At 51.1% G+C, this 17,843-nt stretch carries 20 protein-coding genes and 2 pseudogenes; 1 reads left to right on the plus strand and 21 read right to left on the minus strand.

Features of this window, described 5'->3' with window-relative positions:
- The 6 genes and pseudogenes from B5Y67_RS00375 to B5Y67_RS00400 form a co-directional block, all read right to left on the minus strand.
- Positions 1-409: pseudogene (locus tag B5Y67_RS00375) on the minus strand (hypothetical protein); the annotation flags it as partial.
- 6 nt (positions 410-415) lie between these two features.
- The gene (locus B5Y67_RS00380; protein WP_075365549.1) at positions 416-913 is read right to left on the minus strand and encodes a gamma-glutamylcyclotransferase family protein; all 498 of its coding nucleotides are present in this window, start codon (positions 911-913) and stop codon (positions 416-418) included.
- A gap of 16 nt (positions 914-929) precedes the next feature.
- Complete coding sequence (locus B5Y67_RS00385) at positions 930-1,985, minus strand: amidoligase family protein (RefSeq protein ID WP_075365550.1); 1,056 nt, start codon at positions 1,983-1,985, stop codon at positions 930-932.
- 19 nt (positions 1,986-2,004) lie between these two features.
- Positions 2,005-3,837 carry a DUF87 domain-containing protein gene (locus B5Y67_RS00390; RefSeq protein WP_075365551.1) on the minus strand — a complete coding sequence of 611 codons (1,833 nt, stop codon included), beginning with the start codon at positions 3,835-3,837 and terminating at the stop codon, positions 2,005-2,007.
- A 172-nt stretch (positions 3,838-4,009) separates the two neighbouring features.
- Entirely contained in the window at positions 4,010-4,645 is a 636-nt protein-coding gene (locus B5Y67_RS00395; protein WP_088224618.1) for a Fic family protein, read from the minus strand.
- Entirely contained in the window at positions 4,629-4,820 is a 192-nt protein-coding gene (locus B5Y67_RS00400) for a hypothetical protein (protein ID WP_075366795.1), read from the minus strand. The genes B5Y67_RS00395 and B5Y67_RS00400 overlap by 17 nt, the downstream gene beginning before the upstream one ends.
- Before the next feature lie 391 nt (positions 4,821-5,211).
- Between B5Y67_RS00400 and B5Y67_RS00405 the strand changes: the two genes are divergently transcribed.
- Positions 5,212-5,877 carry a hypothetical protein gene (locus tag B5Y67_RS00405; protein WP_088224619.1) on the plus strand — a complete coding sequence of 222 codons (666 nt, stop codon included), beginning with the start codon at positions 5,212-5,214 and terminating at the stop codon, positions 5,875-5,877.
- A gap of 2 nt (positions 5,878-5,879) precedes the next feature.
- Here the strand turns inward: B5Y67_RS00405 and B5Y67_RS00410 are convergent, their stop codons facing one another.
- From B5Y67_RS00410 to B5Y67_RS00480, 15 genes and pseudogenes are all read right to left on the minus strand, one after another.
- Positions 5,880-6,470, minus strand: a complete 591-nt coding sequence (locus tag B5Y67_RS00410) for a hypothetical protein (RefSeq protein ID WP_088224620.1) — start codon at positions 6,468-6,470, stop codon at positions 5,880-5,882.
- Complete coding sequence (locus tag B5Y67_RS00415; protein ID WP_088224621.1) at positions 6,467-6,733, minus strand: hypothetical protein; 267 nt, start codon at positions 6,731-6,733, stop codon at positions 6,467-6,469. Before B5Y67_RS00415 ends, B5Y67_RS00410 begins: the two co-directional genes overlap by 4 nt.
- Positions 6,709-8,526, minus strand: coding sequence for a DNA cytosine methyltransferase (locus tag B5Y67_RS00420; protein ID WP_088224622.1), 1,818 nt, complete (start codon positions 8,524-8,526; stop codon positions 6,709-6,711). The genes B5Y67_RS00415 and B5Y67_RS00420 overlap by 25 nt, the downstream gene beginning before the upstream one ends.
- Complete coding sequence (locus tag B5Y67_RS00425; RefSeq protein ID WP_088224623.1) at positions 8,523-8,933, minus strand: DUF4406 domain-containing protein; 411 nt, start codon at positions 8,931-8,933, stop codon at positions 8,523-8,525. Before B5Y67_RS00425 ends, B5Y67_RS00420 begins: the two co-directional genes overlap by 4 nt.
- Entirely contained in the window at positions 8,930-9,835 is a 906-nt protein-coding gene (locus tag B5Y67_RS00430; RefSeq protein WP_088224624.1) for a conjugal transfer protein TrbL family protein, read from the minus strand. The genes B5Y67_RS00425 and B5Y67_RS00430 overlap by 4 nt, the downstream gene beginning before the upstream one ends.
- Before the next feature lie 71 nt (positions 9,836-9,906).
- Positions 9,907-10,359, minus strand: coding sequence for a hypothetical protein (locus B5Y67_RS00435; RefSeq protein ID WP_088224625.1), 453 nt, complete (start codon positions 10,357-10,359; stop codon positions 9,907-9,909).
- A gap of 11 nt (positions 10,360-10,370) precedes the next feature.
- Positions 10,371-10,709: a DUF3852 domain-containing protein gene (locus B5Y67_RS00440; protein ID WP_088224626.1), complete on the minus strand. Its 339-nt coding sequence runs from the start codon at positions 10,707-10,709 to the stop codon at positions 10,371-10,373.
- Positions 10,710-10,801: 92 nt separating this feature from the next.
- Positions 10,802-12,496, minus strand: coding sequence for a hypothetical protein (locus tag B5Y67_RS00445; RefSeq protein ID WP_088224627.1), 1,695 nt, complete (start codon positions 12,494-12,496; stop codon positions 10,802-10,804).
- 69 nt (positions 12,497-12,565) lie between these two features.
- Entirely contained in the window at positions 12,566-13,117 is a 552-nt protein-coding gene (locus B5Y67_RS00450) for a DUF6550 family protein (RefSeq protein WP_088224628.1), read from the minus strand.
- 97 nt (positions 13,118-13,214) lie between these two features.
- Positions 13,215-13,766: a hypothetical protein gene (locus B5Y67_RS00455; RefSeq protein ID WP_088224629.1), complete on the minus strand. Its 552-nt coding sequence runs from the start codon at positions 13,764-13,766 to the stop codon at positions 13,215-13,217.
- A complete protein-coding gene (locus B5Y67_RS00460; protein WP_088224630.1) occupies positions 13,763-14,158 on the minus strand; it encodes a DUF4320 family protein in 396 nt (131 codons plus the stop codon). Before B5Y67_RS00460 ends, B5Y67_RS00455 begins: the two co-directional genes overlap by 4 nt.
- 45 nt (positions 14,159-14,203) lie before the next feature.
- Entirely contained in the window at positions 14,204-15,073 is an 870-nt protein-coding gene (locus tag B5Y67_RS00465; protein ID WP_088224631.1) for a secretion protein F, read from the minus strand.
- Between the two features lie 8 nt (positions 15,074-15,081).
- Complete coding sequence (locus B5Y67_RS00470) at positions 15,082-16,011, minus strand: hypothetical protein (RefSeq protein WP_088224632.1); 930 nt, start codon at positions 16,009-16,011, stop codon at positions 15,082-15,084.
- Positions 16,011-17,363, minus strand: a complete 1,353-nt coding sequence (locus tag B5Y67_RS00475) for a CpaF/VirB11 family protein (protein WP_088224633.1) — start codon at positions 17,361-17,363, stop codon at positions 16,011-16,013. The genes B5Y67_RS00470 and B5Y67_RS00475 overlap by 1 nt, the downstream gene beginning before the upstream one ends.
- Positions 17,364-17,469: 106 nt before the next feature.
- Positions 17,470-17,843, minus strand: a pseudogene (locus tag B5Y67_RS00480) (ParA family protein); the annotation flags it as partial.

Genomic DNA, 17,843 nt, shown 5'->3' on the forward strand with positions numbered 1-17,843 from the left:
CGAAGGCGCGGGCTTCTGTCCTTGACAGGGACAGATTTTCAGCGCCGAAATTCAGAGAATAAAAAATGGACTTGATGCGGATGTTATCCAAAGCGCCTCCTTCCATCCGGGTTTCAGCCTCGGATATGGCCTCGTCCAGAACAGCAAAGCAATTACTCATGTCGCTGATGTGCGAGGCGTACTCGGTAGGCATAGCCGCTGGAATACTGCCGCCGTTAAAGGACAGATCGATGGCAGCTTTGTTGTGATCAGAGCCTCCTGAGAGAATACTCATGATCATTACGACAATCAGAATGATGGGAGTCAGGATGGAAGCAATGACCACTCCGATTGCCTTCCATGTCCGTTTATCGGTTGCAGCAGCGATGGCTGCCCTGACCGTAAGGGTAATGGTTGCAGGATCTGCCATGGAGCATCACCACCATTTCGGGCTGAACAGCGTGTCCTGTTCCGGTTCCTGCTGCTCCTGTGCCAGACGGATGGATTTTTCCACGGCCTGCTCTAAAAGCTCAGTATTAAAGCCCGCCGATTGGTATCCCTCCATGATGGTGTCGAGGTAATAATCCGATGGAGAGCCAAAGGGATGACCGTCGTTCATGATGTATACCATGGCCGAAACAGTCTTGCCTCTGAACTCGACATCGAGTATCTCCTTGCGGTAGAAGGACGGATATCCCTCATAGCAGTCGAGAGCCTGTAGGTCACGTTCCTTCAGCCTCCACAGAAGAACAGGGACACTGGAGCCCTTGAGCGGCTCCACAGTTGCGACGGAGCTTCTCCGTCCGCCTCGGAACAGCAGCTCATAATCCTTGATCTCACTGTTGCCGACTACCTTGGCCGTCGGGCAGCGGAATGCCATCTGCGGCAGATTGAGATTGCTGCCATAGGCGATGTACAGGGTTTCAGATTTCATTTCTTCTTGTTCCTCCTTACTGCATCGACATGGAAAGGCCGGGGCATATGTCCTGCTCCCCGGCCTGTTCGTGTTCGTTTTCAGTTGTCTGCTCCTGCTGCGGCAATGCCGATTGTGCCGCTTCAGCCAGCTCCTTTTCTTTTTTCTGTCTTAACCGTTCCTTTTGCTGGAGGGCTTGAGCCGGATCCTTCCAAGCGATACAGCCATCCAGATGCTCCAGCAGATGAAGCCGGGCGGTTTTGAATTCATCACCGATAAGCCCAAGCCGCAGAAGCCAGGTACGGAAGGTATATTTCTCGTTGGTGCTGCGTGTTTTCTGACGGCTGGCGCATCGCTGGTTAAGAGCCTGCGCTGAGATGGCGAGGCAGAGCTGAATGTACGCCTTAATCTTTCCGGCATGGGTGGTTGAATTGAAGAGCCGGAACTCAATGGTACCCTTCTGGAACACGCTGTGGAGGTTGAGGCAATGATACCGACTGTTGTGGTAATGCTCCCGGCGGCCGTCGCTGCCGTGATACCAAATCCGGCTAACCTCGTCTAATGTCCGGGGCTTTTTCCGGTTTAATTCCTCCAGAAAGCTCTCCTCCACCTTCTTGCAATACTGCCGCTCCCTTGCCACCTCCACCTGCGTGGCCTTGTAGATCATATCCTCCTTGGAGGCCATGATGTTGGTGATATTTCTCAGGGTATTGGCGTTGTGAGGAGAGGCGTCCAGGTGAATGTGGATGCCGCAGCTTCTATTTGCGATCATTCCTGCCTGTCGAAATTTGCGAACAATCTCCTGTATGGTTTCGATATCCTCGTAGCGGCAAATGGGACTGACCAGCTCCACGCTGTAGGTGTTATCTGCTGAAACGATCCGCCGTCCTTCTTTTTTTTCTGTAGTTATGCTGCCGTCGCTCATGACCTTCCAGCGGCGGCTCTGGCTGTCCAGCACGGAATATTCTCCGTAGTAGCCGCCGTCAAAGTTTGCAGACCGCCCGAAATACTCCGACAAAACCTGTGCGGCACGCTGGCGGGACAGACCTGTCATTTCAATCTCAATGCCGAATCGCTGCTCCTTGATATCCATGTTTAATCACCGCCTTCCATTACCGTCCGCCTGCCTTTCCGAAAAGTATCGCCTTGTGTTCCGGAGCCTGCACCACAAGGTTGTACCGCTCGTTCCCGCACTTGTAGAAGCACACGCCACGTTGGGGGTACCGGATGAGATTATATTCAGATTCCTCCAGCTGGAGTGAGTCCATATAGAAGTGCTTATCGATATTACCTGCGTTAAACAGAAAAGCATGGGCCGGAATGGAGAATAGCGGCTTCGTATACTCACGGATACCCTCCAGATTGAAGTCCTCCAGATTCTGCGAGGAGAGGATCACGGCGCTGTCTTTCTTCCTGACTCGCTTCATGAAGTTGCGGACATATTCCACGGCAGTCAGGTTGGAAAGGAACAGATAGAACTCGTCAATGCTGGCAGCCGTATTGCCGGTAGTGAGAAGCTCGTTGCTCATGTAGGACAGCACGTTGAACAACAGGGCATTGCGCAGGTTCCTGCTGGACTGCAAAAGCCCTTTAATGCCGAAAGTTACAAACTCGCTGGTTTTGATATTGGTGTGCCCGTTAAAAAATTTGGACTCCGCACCCTTACACAGGGAATGGAGTCCAAGACAGATTTCCCGCAGCGTATCCGCTGTATAGAGCTGTCGCTTTCCCTCGTCGAATTCCTTGTATTCCGATTCGATCATCTCGTACAGGTCGGATAAAACGGGATAATCGTCAGGCTTCAGCCGGTTAAAATTGCTGTGGTCAGTGATGCTCCATTTGTCATATAGCTTGCCCAGCATAATCTCGATGGTATCAATCTGGCGGTCGTCGAAATCCTTGTAGGCTCGGAAAAAGTCCTTGAGAAAGCTGATGTGCTGGCTGAGCTTGGATGTCTGCCGGAATGCCTGGGGCGCTCCCGTATCTTTGGGATCGCCGGTTTCGTCCCAGGTCTTGGGTTCCAGAACATTGATAATGAATTCGCCGGTCATCAGGTCAATGAAGCAGCCACCGAGGTTGTTTGTGAGATCCTCGAACTCCATTTCCGGGTCGAGGCAGATCACCTTCATGCCGGATTCCCGCAGGTTGGTCAGAATGAGCTTTAGCAGATAGCTCTTGCCCTGACCGGAATTGCCGAGGATGAGGATGTTGGCGTTGGTCTTGTCATCGGCGCGCCGGTTAAAATCCACGAGGATGTTGCTGCCGAATTTATCCCTGCCCAGGCAGAAGCCATTGGGATCTGTTTTGCCGCTGTAGTTAAAGGGATAAAGATTAGCGGCCGAGCTGGCGGGCAGCACCCGTTCAAACTGATCGCCGAACACGTTCCAGCCGGTGGGCATTACTGACAGGAAGCCCTGCTGCTGGCGGAGCAGGAGACGGTCGACATTGAGTTTGCTTCGGATCAGCTCAGTCAGCACCTCGGTCTGCAGAAGCTTGAGCTGGTCCGGGTCATGGGCGGACAGCTCAATATAAACGGCTGCGTGGAGCAGCGGCTCCTTGTTTCTGTGTATGTTTGCTACTATACCCGCAACATCCTGAAGGTTACTTTCAGCAGTGACTGTTTGCTGAAGGTCGTTGGTATTGTTCCTGTTCAGACGGTTCTTATTGGCGGCGTTGCTGATAATTTTCCTTTCTTCTACCGCTGTGACGTGACGGGTATAGATGTGCAGGGTAATGCCGTCCTTTTCACCCAAGTGGCGCAAAATCGCCTGTTCTTCCGTGGCTGTCGGGTACTCGCGAAGCGCCCATACGCAGCGGTATGTGTTGCCGCAAATAAAATAGTCCGTGAAAAACCTAATCATGGACGGAGAAATCATATCTAGGAACTCCTGGATGCGTACATCATCCCGTGACGTCTCTGGCGCACCGGGTCTTCTTTGGACCATTGAATTCACTTCTTTCTGCTTGAATTTTGATATGAAAAAAGCCGCTTGCTCTATGGATACAATTAAGCAAACGGCTTTCATATAGGTAAAATATAAAAAGGGAATATTCGCAAAATGAATACTCCCCCGCTTATTTATGAAACTTGCCTTTTTCTGAGTTGTGTATCCGAATTTATCTCATGAAAGTTTGCGTCATGTTGTTTTCCGACAGCGGTTGGGTTATCGCCGTGAAAATCTCGTCCATTTTCGTATAATCGCACAGGAATGAAGCTGCGCTTGCTTCAATCATTTGCTTGTCGGTTACCTGGGAAAAGTCTACACGATAACCTGCGTTTTCAGCCAGATATTCGATAAAGAGTCTTTGCGCCCTGCCATTTCCTTCTCTGAAGGGGTGAAGGGCATTAATTTCACTAAGGTAATGCGCCAAGCGGAGCGGGATTTTATCTTTGGAGACATCTTTCAAATAATTCTCCCTTTTCAGCTTGTTGAAAAGCGAACCGGCATTGGATTCTATAAACTCATAATTGCAAAACATATTGCCTTTTGCAATGTTTACCCATCTTATTTCGCCTGCCCATTCGTAGATATCACCGAAGATATACTTGTGAACCCTTTTTAGATGGAGTAGGTCAAAATCGCCTTTTATAACGCTTATTTTGGCATTGGCAATCCGTAAAGAGGTTATTTCTCTTTCGGCTATGCGGAGCTTTTCCTCATCCTTAATGCCCAGCTTGTTGATAAGCACCTTGGAATGAGGGTAACAATATCTCTGATCCCACTCATAGCTATAATCATAATTGCTGTTCATGGGTTTGGTCCATGACAGCCGTGTGCTTTATGATTAGCTCAGCTATCGTTTTTTCAACTAGTTTGTCGTTCCCCGCGCAATGTCTGATTCTGTCTTTATCGGTCTGTGTAAGCGGCATACCTTCCATTGACATTGAGCCATTAACCTCATCAATTAGTTTTTCGAGATCTCTCATTTCAACACCCGCCTTGTATATATATTATACTATATTTTCACTCAAAATTCGAATAGCTGATAGTTTCAACTGAAAGGCCGGCTGAGAATCGTCTTGACTATTCTTCCTTACAGAGGTGTAATACACGTTAACGGGATTTCTCTGACAACAAAATACGTCATGGCAGGCTGAAATGCGGGAACATCTCAGCCCTGCGTAAGGTGATAAGAGCACCCTGCACAACCGTAAAACGGCACCATGACAAAAACATTTTACACTTTTTGTCATGGCTGTACAAGTATGAAACACCTGCGTGTGCAAGGGAATCCGGGCGGGATCGTCCGCACCTTTGCATGCGTTTTTTGTCTTTCGGGAAATTCCCGGCCAAATATAGAAAGGTCGGGATAAAACGATGAATGTTTTTGAAAACAGCGGACAAATACTGGGGTTTGAGGCCCTTGGAACCACAAAATGCTCCCTCCAGCGAGTCTTTGAGCTGGCAAATGAAATCCGTGGGAGGCTGGGTCTCCGGAAGGACTTGCTGGACAGCTACCTGTCCCATATTTTTGAAGCAGCCAACTGCACCCTGGCCTATGATTCCGCCAATGATGGATTCGAGGCCGGTTCATGGCTGCGCAGGCTTTGTTTTGATGTCTTAGAAGGTAAAGAAGCTTGTAAGGATCATTTATTTTATGACGTGGTGACAAAGGAATTTGAGGAACACTCTTACATTTATGACGATATGCATACCGTTGCCAGTTTACATTATATCTCCTTATCCGAACACTATTTAAAGCAGGCTGTCCTGGATTACTGGCACCAGCAGGAACAGAATCTTTCCAAAATTAAGAGTCTTTCAAAGCTGAATGATCACTACAATAAAATTGTCCATCTAATTGGGGAAGGTCCTATGGAACAACTAAATCAAGCGATCATGGAACGGTTTTTTATTGTTCCTGTCATCCCAGGGTACCTACAGGGCTTTACCAATGACTTGTTATTTTGTCTCAACCACAGGGATGAAAAAACCAACAAGCGGATTTTTCAGCTGTGGATGGATCATCTTTCCAGCAGATAAATTTAATCGTTCAGGACAATCCAACGTTCTCCGTCAAAGTCCTCGAATTTCTCCGTGGTTACGTTTTGTTCGAAATAAACGGCCAAGATACGTTTGATGTCCTCTTTATCCGCTCTTATTACGGAAAAGCCCTGCTCGCGCAGGGTCTTTTCAATGCGGTTCAAATATGGAAATGCTTCGTTTTCCTTCTCGGTCCGAAGCCGGATGACAACTAGGAATTCCCGTGCCGTTGCCATCTGTACCTGTATCCGGTCAAGATGAGTCAGGTCATTTTCCAGCAGCCTGCGCACAGCGGGATTGTTCTCGTGTTCCAGCCGGTCTTTCAGGAACTGCTTGTTGTCCTCAAAGTTTTCACGGCTGTTCAGACATAGGAATTCCAGCTCCGCCATCCCCTTGAGGACGGTCATCAGGGCATAGATCCTCGCCGATACGCTGTCCTCAGACAATACTGAAATGTTGGTAGGCTTGATCAGAAAATACACAAGCTCGTCGTCTCTGTAGGTCAGAAGGCTGTATTCTGTGATGCCCTTTGTGTTGATGAGCTGGCGAGTGAATTGCTTTTGCCTAGTTGCCTTTTTTTCTTTCCTGTTCATTGCTTTCCGTACCCCCATTCATAGGTTTGCTGCTTTATAAAGAAGAAGGCGCAGGCATATTTAATAAAGTCCAGGATGCTGGTATCCTCAAATCGGATGGTCAAAAAAGCATAGAGGGCTGTGATAACGATGGGCGGGAGAAACTTAAGCTGCGCCAGCGCAAACACAGAGAGCAAAAGACCGACGCCGATGACACCGATATCCCTGAGCTGCCACAGCCACAGCACCGCCTTGGATTTCAGGTTGTCGGGGTAGATATACATTCGGATTCCTCCTGTTCTTCATAGAATTTTCGCAAAAAAAATGCGATCCCCCGGAGCACATGCTCCACACAGGGAATCGCAACACTATTGCCAATGGCTTTGTACCTTGAGCTATCCGAGGCTCCGGGGATGTCAGTCCAGTAGTCAGGGAAGCCCTGCAGTCTTTCACATTCCAACGGAGTTAAGCGCCGAATGAGCTTCCCGATACGAACAGGATGCACATTATTCAGAGAGTATCCTCCGTCCGTCTTAGACTGAAGCGTTCCGCTCAGATCACCGTTTTCTGTACCGTTGCGGCAGTCCAAGCCTGCGACGTCCAGTTCACAAATAAGGTCCGTCGAGTCTTTGTATTGCCGGGCGCTCTGGGTGCTGACCACATCATTGTGAACATATTCGTCGCTCCGTTGCTGGGAGAATACGCAATGACGGTCTGCAGTATTGAGCGTATAGCTTATATCTGGCTGGAAGCCCATGCCGTTGCCGCCGTTATGATCCTGCCGGTCGATGATATTTCCGGCGATGCAATAGGTTTCCGCATACGCTGGTTCGTCGACTTCATCGTCGGACAAAACAACACTTTGAGTGATAAGCGGCACGTTATTTCCGCCTGTTCCATACCGGGCGGACATGGTCGGCGCCACTTCATGGGGACCTGTATAGCGTGAGTCAATGCCGTGATTTTCGAACAGTTCCGGATCATTGCCCAAGACAAGAGGCGGGTGACCATCCATCTGCGCACGAAGCGTACCGGTAATATTGTGACTTACATTCATTATGCTTCCGCCCTGATCGTTAAGGCACAGAACTGGCGGTACCATGTTGGAGCCGCTTTCCGACGCCTTCAGGGTTGGAGCGCATTCCTCCTGACAGCCTATTCCTCCAGCCTTTTCGCCTTGACCGGCTGAGAAGGCGGTGGTGATGAAGGTCTGCTGCTTCATGCCCGGCTGGACCTGAATTGCTCCGGACACATCGTGCAAATTACGCACCTCATCCCGCTGGTTGCAGGCAAAGTCGATAGGACCGCTGTCTGCTTCTACACAGACTGTACTCCCGCCTGGATCTCCAGCGCCTGCTTCAGCACAGGAGGAAGCTCCTTGCCGCGCTTCTTCGCCCGGCGCAGAATCCCCAAACAGGCTGTCTTGCTTAAATAGTATTTGGGGTGCGGTGTGTCCTCCAAAATCTGCGACAAGATAGATTCTTTTGCGCCTTTGCGGGACGGACCAGTATTGAGCGTCGTATACCCTCCAAGCAAGTGAGAATTGATCTCCCAATACGGCCCCAGCAGACTTCCATACCCCTCCCGGAGGTCGAGGTACAGATACGGTACTGTCAGCAATTCGGCAGGTTTCCTCAAGCACCGCCCGGAAGTCCTCTCCGTCTGCGGAGGAGAAAGCTCCGGGGACATTCTCCCAGACCATATACCGGGGTCTAAGTCGAACAGGGTCATCTGTTCGTTTGGTTCTTGCATCATGCTCTCTCAGCTCCTTTATGACACGGATCTGCTCCATGAACAGGCCGGATCGCTCGCCCTGAAGCCCGGCGCGCTTTCCCGCAACCGATAAATCCTGACATGGCGAACCCCCGCAGACCACGTCCACAGGGGTAAGCTCAGCGCCCTTAAGCTTTGTAATGTCGCCTACATGGAGCATTTTTGGAAACCGTATTTTCGTAACCTCAATGGGAAACGGCTCGATCTCGCTGGCCCATGCAGGGGTGAAGCCCTGCCGGACACCTGCCAGCGGGAAACCGCCGATCCCGTCAAACAGGCTTCCGAGGGTCAGCGATGTGGTCACAGCTGCAGCTTCAAGTCGGGGGAAGGCGCTTCCTTCGGCTTGATTTTTCTTTCTATTGGATAGTCGGACAATACCTTCATACAGCATCCCTCTTGTATCTGTTCTGTTGACAGGCTTCTGACAGGGATGCCAAGCCGCTCGGCTTCTGCGATTTCACTGCTCATGCCGCGGCTTATGCGCTCTCCGCAGATCCAGAGCTCATCGCAGGATGCCATCACCCGCTGTCCCATCCGGATGCCGATCTTCCGCTGGGCGGGAATGGCATCGTCCAGAATCTGCGGGTATAACAGGTGAACTGCGACAGGCGCACAGCCATGCTCTGCGGCATAGAGGCAGGCGGCTCTGGCAAACCGGACATTGTTTTCGATATTTCCGGCATAGGGGGAGCAGATATATGCCAGCTTCATTTCACAGCCACCGCCTTTACCACGGTTCTCGTCATGTTGACGGCGGTCTGCGCAGTATAAACGGCGCTCATCAGATTGCCTTTTGTGCTGGTATCCAGTCCAAACGCTCCGGCGATTCTCGGCACCTCACCGGCAGACAGCATCAAGCCCAGCCCCATCAGAGCATGCTCCTTGACCACCATGAGACCCGCGATGAGGATGATAGACTGCAGGAAGGCTGTCAGGCACAGGCCGACAATTTGCTTGCACCAGCTGACGAAGCCGTCAAGATACCCGCGCGGGACGGAAAACATATACAGGCTGCCTACGGCAATCTGGATGAGCAGAATGCCGCCGCGCTTTAAGTTCGCGAAAAAGACCTTGATCACCGCGTATCCCATGAGGATGAGGATGAAGATCAGCATAATGGGACTGGTGATCACTCCCATGCCGCCAAACACCCCGGCATTACCCGCGTTTTCAAGACTTCCCGCAGCACTCAGCTGATTGATAATGTTAGCGGCGACAGTGTCGATGCCCGTTCCCAGACCAGTAATCCCAGCCGTCAAGCTGCTCTGCAGGGAGATGGACAGCTTGTAAAGCTCTATCGGAACAGTGGAAAACAGTCCGACAGCCATAAAACCCTTGATGGCGTTTATGGCGGCATCCTTGATGCTTCCCCTGCCGCTTTGGTACTCAATGCCGCATTCAAAGGCCGAGACTACCAGTCCGGTTCCATAGAGCGCCCAAGCCAGATAAACAAAAAACAGGACGATAGACTTTACCCAGTTCATCTCAAACAGGTCGGCGCCCATATTTCCCATGGCCGCGAAAAAGTTGCCGAGGAAGCCGATGATCTGGCCGTAGATCCAGTCAACGATCTGGCCGAGTACGGTGTCGGCGACAAAATTCCATATAAACATGGGTTATCACCTCCTTCCTGAAAAAAATATGGGATCCTGTTATTTCGCAAGCTCCCGAAAAACTGCTTCATTTATATGCCTTGCATTGTCAGACCGTTTTCACTCTGGCCGGACTGTTCCATCTCCTGCGTAGGTTCCCGGAATACGTTAAAGTAATCGTTAAGGGACTCGGAGATTTGATCGTAATCCGATTTTGTCGGCTTGTAGACATACCATTCGATTTTGTCCCCATACTTCCATATATACGGGGCGATGCCATCCCTGAAGTTTTGGTTGCTGACCGTTTTCCTGCCAAGCAGGTCGGAGAATCGCAGCGTTAGAGCGTCCACCGGACCGTCATTGCGGTTGATAATGGTTGCTTTGATTGCCTCGTAATGGTCTGATTTACCCATCGTGACGAATTCAACTCTTACACGGAGGCTGTCGGTGAGCTTGCCGAAGAAAGCCCTTCCGACAAACCTTTTATCAGAGAAAGCTGCGTCGTTTTCAAAGAGCCTGCGCAGCTCCTGTTCAAAATAATTCATTATCTTACCTCCTACATCCCGAGGATCTGCCAGATGTACAACGGCGCGGTTAAAGTAAAGACCAAGCACGCAAACAGGATTGCTGGTGCGGCCCATTCAAACTGGCCGTGCTTCCGGTAGTCAAAGTATGCTGTGCCAAGCTTGGCAAAGAAAAACACCGCCAAAATCAGGTCGATTGCCGGGAAGACCACCTTGTTTACCACGGTCTTGATCTGTTCGGAGGCATCATTCCATGTGCTTTGGATTGCTCCGGCTACGTCACCTGTAGGCGCGGCATAGGCGGTTGTGCAAAGCACGCAGCCCAGCAGCAGTGCCACAAGGAGAACAGGCAGGATTCGCTTCAGTTTCATGAGGATTACCACCTTTCTGTTTTTGATTTTTCTGCATACAAAAAGACCGCAAAGCTTTTTTTGCTCTGCAGTCCCGTTTCTTTTTTCTGTTGTTATGGCTTAACCGGCGCGATGTGCCAGTCATCCCAAAGGCTTCCCCGGATAGTCACCGAGTCGGTAAGGTTAGCGGAAAGCATACCCGCCGGAGTCCAGCAGTCGATGAGCCAGGTGTAAGGCGTATAGCTTCCGTCCGGGAACCATATAGGCGTGAAATGCGTCCGGCGCTTGTAGGTCGAGTATTTGTTGGACTTAAACTCGAATTTTGAGCTGTATCCGGCCTGTGTTCGCTCCAACAGCCGCCAGTAGGTTTCGTACCGGAATTCAGGGAAATATGTCACGGCCATCTGCGCGTCGGTCACCGCCGAGGATTGATTAGTGTTGACATTTGCGGTAACGGTCTGATTGATACCGTAGCCGCTTTTCATGGTTTTTCCGGTTGTTGTGGGGTCTTTGGCGTCGGGAACGATATTCATGGCAGCCGAAAGGCTTGCACTGTATGAGAGCCAATCGAACTCCCACCAACCTTCGTCTGCCCAATAGCCGGTATCTTTACCCGTAGAAATCCATACCCAATTGGAATGCCACCACGGTCGCCACATGCCCCAGGAAGCTGATGTTTTCTGAGCTTTGTTAGGCACAGCGGCTGCAGAGAAGGAGTCATCCCGATCATCAGCTACCGGATTTGGAGGATCGTTTCCGGAGAGATCCACAATCTTTGCAATGATAGCTCCCTGGCTTGCAGAGCCGCCGCCCGACACCGAAACATGAATGGTCATAAGCTGCGGAGTCGCAGGCGTCCGCCAGCGAACCCACACCAGCTGGCTGTCTCCCTCCGGATAATATACTCCGTTAACGGTGTAGGTCTGGCCGCCGATTGTAAACCTCACTGTGACTGGATTATCCGGATCTGATTGACCGCCGCGAACAATAACAGAGGTGATGACTTCAGTATTGACCCGATACTCATAATCGGCTGCAGTAACCTTCGGAGGCTCCGGTTCGGCTTCATTGAAGCGCACGATGCCGAGGCCGAGAGATGAGATAATGTCCGCATCCGACGCAGCGGTGGTTGTGGAACCGGCCCACGCCGGGTAACCAAGGTCAGGCGTTTCCAGGAACATCGCCAGCGGCAGGTTCTTATGGCAAAGCGCAGCCATCTTGCTCCGCAGACTGCCGTTCAGTTGACGGTCAAAAAGTGCTGCTTCGGTAGCTGTCATGGCGTACTTGATTCCGCCAAAGGTTATATAGGCAATTGGTTCAAGGAGCAGACGGTATTGACCGTTTGTCAGAACATTAAAGTCCATACCGGTGAGGTTTGCGATGCTTCGTATGACTTGCTCGTCTGTAAAATAACTTTTGATTGCATCAATATTAGCGTTGCCGCCTGATGTGCCTATGATTTTGGGCAGGGGTTGGGATGGATTAATATAACCGTATGCATTCGTGTCCGGTGAAAGAGCACATCCTCCGGTATAAGAGATTTTACATACCTTTTTAAAGTTAACGGAAATCGTGGGATGTTTGTTTGTAAGGTCAATTGGTGTAGTCACAACCGCATGGTCGCTTACTCTGATTACCGTCACTCTCACGCCTTCATCGCCAGGATTCCAGTAATCCGTGCTTGTACCGCTGCCTATTCCGCTGCCGCCGTTATCGATGTTGCCTTCGCCCTCGGCACGGGCTTTAACAGGTTGAAACAAAGAAAGCAACAGCACAAGCAAAAGAAAAATGCTGAGTGTTCGTTTCATGAAAACCTCCTTGCAACGCAAAAAACACAGCATCTCTGCTGTGTTCTTCGCCCCTGCTTATTAAGTTGTTCAGTCCATTTTCCCGATCTTGTTGCCGTTTTCGTACATATCTCCGGCAGTTGTTCCCGAACCTCCTCCGCCGTTATCGTCGATCCATCCGAAGCCGGGGACATATATTTTGCCGTCTTTCTTATCTCCGGATTTCGGCGTTGAAGACGATGCACTGCTCTCCGGCTTTTTTGCCTCGTCAACTTTTTTTCCGTCCGGTGTTTTGAACGGGTCGGTCAATACCTCCTGCGGCGGTTTCGAGGGCTTGGTGACCTCCGCCTGTATGCTCTGCTCCGTACCCGTGGAATCTCCAGTATCCGCAAGCTTAGAAGAAGCATCAGCCGGGTTGATGGGCGGGACAGTTGCCTTCTGTGTCTTAATCGGATCTGCAGATTGTTCCGGAATTACTTCGCCGGGGCTGGCTGTGTCCGATACCGTGGAAGAAGGCTGGACGGATCTGTCTTTGGGTGCCTCCGTTTTAAACTGCGAAGCTATCGCTATAACAAGGACGACGCACACCACACCAAGTCCGGCGAGGGTAAGGCGTTTTTTGGCTTTGTCTGTCAGTTTCATTTTCAGGATACCTCCTTTGTGTAAAAGGTTGGTATGTCTTTTCAATGACACACCATACTATAAAAGCTTTCGGAAGTCTATTGCCAATCCGAAAACATTAAAATATCGGCATATATTTAGCCTCTACCCTGAGATTGATCACCATGGGCGGCAGGCTTTTTCCGCCAAAGGATACCGGAACCTCCAGCTTTAAGGCTGCATCGGCCAGCAGACCCTTCGAATTGTCTGGACTTGCTGGAGCCAGGGGCATATTGTCAAGGTAAACGGAGAGGCCGGACAGCCGGAACTCTACGTCATCCCCAGCATACTTTACATGATAGCCGTTTTCCTGCCGAAGTCCCAGCAACTGATCCAGCCTGCCGTACATATCGCCGTAGTCCAGGCTTTCCTCGAAATCGGAGGCATTGGGCTGATAAGCCCCGCTGTATCCTTCCCGCACCCCGTGATACACGTTGTCATAATTGTCGTTGATTGTCGATATAACGGCAGACTGAACTGCGTCACGAACACCCTGGGCGACAATCATCAGCCGTATGGACTCACTAACGCCACAAAAAACAAGCACGAGCGCGAGGGTCACGGCAACGACAAGCGGGAAAGACGTGCCCTTTTTGCTTTTAAGTATATCACAAATTCTGCCAAAACTCATTTCCAGTACACCTCACTCTTGCCGCTGGCCGCAGCCTTCAGGGTGACAGGAAAGCTGCCGAAGCCTCCGAATATGCCGATGTCGGTCTGAACGGTTACGGTCACGGTGAATTCCTCGTTAAGTTGGAGCCTTCCGTTTTTCGACCACAAAATATTCGGAACAAGTCCTGTATTTTCGGTGAGAATCTCTGCCCGCAGGGTAGTTTCGCTGCCGACGCGCCCGGCGATCTCCGCCTCACGGCATAGTTCCGAGGCGTAGGTATCCAGCTTATTTTTTGTTACGAACACCGGAAGTACGCTCACTGCCAAAGCGATGACCAGCATCACGCACAGTACCAGCACGGCCACGTCGATATAACCCTCGCCGCGATTGCTTCTTAGCAGCTTCAGCACATCCGCACCCCCTTAATATCTTTATGATCCATATCGCACCTCCTTCTAAAACATCCCGCCAAGGGAACTGAGTATCTCCATGGCGATGATGACAAGATAGGTCAAGAGAAAGCAGATCAGCATGATAAACGAGAACACCCTGATCTTCGGCGGGATCTTCTGCGCTTGTCCTTTCAGCCGTTGGAGTTCCAATGCCTTGAAATCATGTGCCAGCATCTGAAAATACACAGCACTGTCATCGCCGCGCAGGACGCCAATGAGCCCCCTGACCACATCGGAGAGCATGGGTGAATTGAGCCTTGCCTCAAACCGGGTCAGCGCCGCCTCATAGCTTGATGAACGCATGTCAGCCGTCAAAACATCCAGCTCATGGGCAAAGGCGGGGCCGGCATTTTTCTTATAGTTCTCCATCATTGCCAGCACGTCACGGCTCGCCTTCAGGGTCTGCTCAATGGTGGAAACAAACCTCGGAAGCTCGCCTTCGATCTGCTCCCGCTTTTCCTTTAGCTGCTCGTCGGCCTTCCTTATCTCCTTAAAGTATGTCAGGACCGCAAGTATGATCAGCACCGGCGAGAGCAGAGGAAAAAGAAAAAGGCAGGGTATAACACACAGCAGAATGGCTCCGGCTTTTGTAATGGCATAGGCTGAATAAACCTCCGGCGTCATGCTTAAGCCGGCCGCCTTCAGGACGTTTGCCATGCGGCTGTGCTTGTACTCATCCATCTGTATATATCCTGAGAGCTTAACTGCCCCGGTCATGAGCCAGGCTTCCACGCTTTTGGCGGTTTTTTTGTTCTTCCTTCCCGCATTCAGTATGGCCTTGGCCGTATCCATAGTAGGCAGCTTCAGGATGCTTGCCAGAATAAAGTACAGCCCTGCGGCAAGGAGGACTCCTGTAAAAAACAGTTGTGTCATTCTCTCTATCACCTCCTGTACTCGATGGGCTTGGTCAGCCTGATAACAAAAGCTGCAGAGATAAAAATCGCCGCAGCGCAGACTGCCAGGATGATCTGCCCCACTGCCGTATGCATCAGGGTATGGTACCAGTCCTTGTTGAGAAAATACATAATCGGCACATTGCCGACCACAAGCAGGGCCATGATAATGAATTCCTTGCGCGGTTCAAACACCAGGTATTCCAGTTCAGCATTCACAATACGCATGTCGGAGAGCTTGCTGACAATCGGAGTCAGCGTGGTCTTGAGACTGCGGTCGTGCTGGCAGGCGGCAATGGCATCACACCATTCCTGAAATACCTCGTTGTCGATTTTTGGCTTCATGGCGTGGAGCGCTTTGTCCAGATCGGGGTCAATAAGCTTCACCTGTGTCAAAAATCCGGCAAATACACTTCGCACGGGCGGATTGAGGTACTGAATGCTTTCCTCCACCGCCGTCAGAATATCCTCGCTTCTCAGGTAAGCAGTAGTGATGATAGACAGAGCCGTTTCCAGCTCTGCGGCGATGTTCTTCTTGTAATGCGTGGCTGTCAGCCGGATGTACCAAAAGGGAATAAACATCATGCCGACCGCCGTCACGGGCACCAGAAACATGTTGCCTATCAGGACGGCAAGGCTGGCGCCTGCTGCAAAAAACACCAGCGACGCAGCGCAGATCATGGAAAAGCGGGAGCCCCGCCCGGTGATGGAGAGAATCTCCTGCACCTCGGTGATCTCCCGGCGGAGGAAGGACAGCTTTTTCAGCCGGGCAGCTTCGTTGATCTCCGCCTTGATGCTTTTGTTTTTTCGGATAAGAAAGCCGAACAGCCCATTGGTAAATTCCAGCGGGGAAAGTCCGAGCAAAAGAAAAGCGCCGGTGATAAAACCGGCACAGGCAACTAAAAGGATTGTCATCATCAGGCAGCACCTCCCGCCGCGAGGATTTGTTTCAGGGTGTCCTGCGGCATCCCGTTTTCCAGAAAACGCTTCTGCAGACTTGGCGAGATCCCCTGTACCGCGCTGTGGCAGCCGTTGATAATAAATTTACCGTCCTCTACGCGGTTCTCGGTGATCTGAAACTGAAACAGACTGCGGAAGCTTCGTGTTCCGTCCGTCAGAATCTCGCACTCCATGATCTCCATCAGCCTTCGCTGCTTGTTCTCCAGCTGCTTTGAAAACACCACGATAGGGAATGCTTCTGTCACCAGATCCATAAGCGTGTTATCCGCCATGTCATATTTCCTTTTGCATAGGGTGACCATTCGGCGCCATGTGGCCTCGCAGCTGTTGGAGTGGATGGTGGTCAGCACCGTGTGGCCGGTTCTGGCTGACTCTTGGGCGGCATAAGCCTCCGGCCCGCGCATCTCGCCTACGCAGATAATCTCAGGATTAAAGCGCAGAGCCATATCCAGCAGGATGTCCTGATCGATGTTCTGCTTCTCGTTTTCACTCATGCGGGTCAGGGTATGGATGACGCTGTTGCATACCCTTCCGTCCTTCCGGCGCACCAATGCCAGCTCACGGGAGCCGTTTTCAATGGTGAATATTCTTTTATTGTCCGGTATGGTTGTCAGAAGCCACCCCGCCAGCGTTGTCTTTCCGGAGCTGGTGGCTCCTGCCACACAGACGGAGATGCCGTATCTGAGGCATTCCGCCAGGAAGTCCAGCATCGGTCCGGTAGCGGTACCGCCCCGGATGAAATCCTCTTTTTTCATGGATTGGGGATTTACGATACGGATAGATGCGGATACTCCTACATCCTCGTCAACCAGAGGGGTTTTCAGCACTGCGATACGGATGTTTTTGGAGAGGTGCCCCAAAATGGCGGGGCTGGCGTTGTCAAGCACCATGCCGGATACATGGAGCATACGGCGCACAACGTTTATGGCATGTTCAGGACTGTCAAAGTGTTCGTCCAGCTTTTTGGTGATCCCGCTGCTGTACTGCACCTCGATATCGTTCCAGGCATTGACGTCAATTTCCTCAATACCGGCGCCGAAAATATACTTTGTCAGGAACGAAAATTCCGCCATCTCGGTGTACAGGGCGTCCACCAGCTGCTCCTGTGACATGCCCGCAACAGCAATGCGGTAATCCTGAACATATTTGGTAATATACCTCTTAATCTGGGCCTTGACTTCCTCCGTGCCTCCATCGGTGATCAGCACGGCATATTTACTTGAGATGTACTCCTGCACCTCATGAAGCACCGGTCCGAATTCCCTGGCCGCCCCATCGGAAGAAAAAAACAGGCCTTGATTGCCTGTCATGGTGATGGTCTGCTGTTTTTCTCCTACGAGCGGCGGGATATTTTCAGCTTGTATATTTTTCTNACGAGCGGCGGGATATTTTCAGCTTGTATATTTTTCTTTTTGCTCATACGCCGAACACCTCCTTTGCAAGTCTGGCGATCTCCTTGCGAAAGCTCCTGCTGTCCTTGAGCGTCAGCTCTCCCAGCAGTTTTCCCGCAAGAGCCAGATTCTCCACCTCATTCGAATGGGGAAGCTTAAAAGCGACTCTTCCCAAGACCTGCTCGATATGCTCTCCGGCTTGATTGGACTTGATGTTGGAAGCCGCCTTATACTGCTTGTCGGTATCCCATTTCTGATCCTTCAGGAGCGGCAGCTGCGACGAAAGGTAGCTGACAGATTTCAGGTCGCAGTTGACCAGCCGGAGAACAGAATCAGCCTCCAGCAGCGAAACCGCCGACAGGATATCGTGGGCGATGGCGCTTCCGCAGTCGATAATGA

Source organism: Desulfosporosinus sp. FKB, from assembly GCF_002196705.1.
GTDB lineage: Bacteria > Bacillota > Desulfitobacteriia > Desulfitobacteriales > Desulfitobacteriaceae > Desulfosporosinus.

Bases quoted from the DNA above. Each gene is read 5' to 3' on its own strand.
- B5Y67_RS00380 (WP_075365549.1), bottom strand. From the start codon at position 913: ATGAAATCTGAAACCCTGTACATCGCCTATGGCAGCAATCTCAATCTG.
- B5Y67_RS00450 (WP_088224628.1), bottom strand. From the start codon at position 13,117: ATGAAACTGACAGACAAAGCCAAAAAACGCCTTACCCTCGCCGGACTT.
- B5Y67_RS00455 (WP_088224629.1), bottom strand. From the start codon at position 13,766: ATGAGTTTTGGCAGAATTTGTGATATACTTAAAAGCAAAAAGGGCACG.
- B5Y67_RS00385 (WP_075365550.1), bottom strand. From the start codon at position 1,985: ATGGATATCAAGGAGCAGCGATTCGGCATTGAGATTGAAATGACAGGT.
- B5Y67_RS00430 (WP_088224624.1), bottom strand. From the start codon at position 9,835: ATGTTTATATGGAATTTTGTCGCCGACACCGTACTCGGCCAGATCGTT.
- B5Y67_RS00425 (WP_088224623.1), bottom strand. From the start codon at position 8,933: ATGAAGCTGGCATATATCTGCTCCCCCTATGCCGGAAATATCGAAAAC.
- B5Y67_RS00435 (WP_088224625.1), bottom strand. From the start codon at position 10,359: ATGAATTATTTTGAACAGGAGCTGCGCAGGCTCTTTGAAAACGACGCA.
- B5Y67_RS00475 (WP_088224633.1), bottom strand. From the start codon at position 17,363: ATGACAGGCAATCAAGGCCTGTTTTTTTCTTCCGATGGGGCGGCCAGG.
- B5Y67_RS00395 (WP_088224618.1), bottom strand. From the start codon at position 4,645: ATGAACAGCAATTATGATTATAGCTATGAGTGGGATCAGAGATATTGT.
- B5Y67_RS00400 (WP_075366795.1), bottom strand. From the start codon at position 4,820: ATGAGAGATCTCGAAAAACTAATTGATGAGGTTAATGGCTCAATGTCA.
- B5Y67_RS00415 (WP_088224621.1), bottom strand. From the start codon at position 6,733: ATGTATATCTACCCCGACAACCTGAAATCCAAGGCGGTGCTGTGGCTG.
- B5Y67_RS00440 (WP_088224626.1), bottom strand. From the start codon at position 10,709: ATGAAACTGAAGCGAATCCTGCCTGTTCTCCTTGTGGCACTGCTGCTG.
- B5Y67_RS00405 (WP_088224619.1), top strand. From the start codon at position 5,212: ATGAATGTTTTTGAAAACAGCGGACAAATACTGGGGTTTGAGGCCCTT.
- B5Y67_RS00390 (WP_075365551.1), bottom strand. From the start codon at position 3,837: ATGGTCCAAAGAAGACCCGGTGCGCCAGAGACGTCACGGGATGATGTA.
- B5Y67_RS00410 (WP_088224620.1), bottom strand. From the start codon at position 6,470: ATGAACAGGAAAGAAAAAAAGGCAACTAGGCAAAAGCAATTCACTCGC.
- B5Y67_RS00465 (WP_088224631.1), bottom strand. From the start codon at position 15,073: ATGACACAACTGTTTTTTACAGGAGTCCTCCTTGCCGCAGGGCTGTAC.
- B5Y67_RS00470 (WP_088224632.1), bottom strand. From the start codon at position 16,011: ATGATGACAATCCTTTTAGTTGCCTGTGCCGGTTTTATCACCGGCGCT.
- B5Y67_RS00445 (WP_088224627.1), bottom strand. From the start codon at position 12,496: ATGAAACGAACACTCAGCATTTTTCTTTTGCTTGTGCTGTTGCTTTCT.